Annotated in this window: 1 protein-coding gene; it reads right to left on the minus strand. The window is 54.1% G+C overall.

The features are described 5' to 3' along the window. Positions 1-159 precede the first annotated feature (159 nt). The coding region (locus C1Y41_RS19675; protein WP_158249879.1) for a PAS domain-containing methyl-accepting chemotaxis protein at positions 160-923 on the minus strand (764 nt) is incomplete at its 5' end.

The following is a 923-nucleotide window of genomic DNA, read 5'->3' on the forward strand; positions in this document are numbered from 1 at the left end:
CGCACGGGAACGGCTCGACAGGGAGTTTAATCCTGCGCGTAAATCAGGCAGCTGCATAAGAATTATTCTGGCATTGATTAGGATTTATCCTAGATTACTGCACTGCCATGACAGTTTTATGTCACAGCAGTGCAATAGAAGAAGAGAAAGCAGGAAAAATTACTCTTCTTTCAAGGCCTCAGCCACATGGCTGATGGCGCGCACCACTTCGCTGGAGCTGCCGCGAATCTCAGAGATCACGCCACCCGCTTCTTTGGCTAACACGACGCCATGATCGGCACGTTTCAGGTTAGATTCGATGCCTTTTAACGCTTTTTCGGCGAGAGTGTGATTATGTTGCACCATATTCTCGATCTCGGTAGTCGCGCGGTTGATGTTTGCCGCCAGCGTGCGAACCTCGTTAGCCACCACGGCAAAACTGCGACCGTGCTGACCGGCACGTGCGGCTTCCACCGCGGCGTTGAGCGCCAGCAGATTAGTCTGATCGGCAATGCGGCGAATGCTCTCGACAATCGCACCAATGCGGTCGGAGGATTCGCTGAGGTTGCTGATATCGCCGGAAATACCGTGCAATTCGCCCGCCAGTTCATTGATGGTTTGCACACTGTTTTCAATCACCGTGGCCCCGAGGCGTGTGCTCTCGCTGGTTTGCAGTGCAGTTTGATATGCCTGCTGTGCCGCTTCGCGCTCCAGATGGTTCTTCTCCACCTGTGCAGTCACATCGGTGGCGAATTTCACCACTTTGTACAGTTCGCCCGCTTCGTTGAACACCGGGTTATAAGTGGCACGCAGCCACACGGTGCGTCCCAGCTTGTTCACGCGCTCAAACTGACCGGAGATAAATTCACCCTGATTCAGCTTGTGCCAGAAGCGGCGATACTCGTCACTGTTGCGCATCTGCGGCGGGCAGAACTGACTGTGAT

The organism is Pantoea sp. ICBG 1758, from assembly GCF_002928325.1.
GTDB lineage: Bacteria > Pseudomonadota > Gammaproteobacteria > Enterobacterales > Enterobacteriaceae > Pantoea > Pantoea eucrina.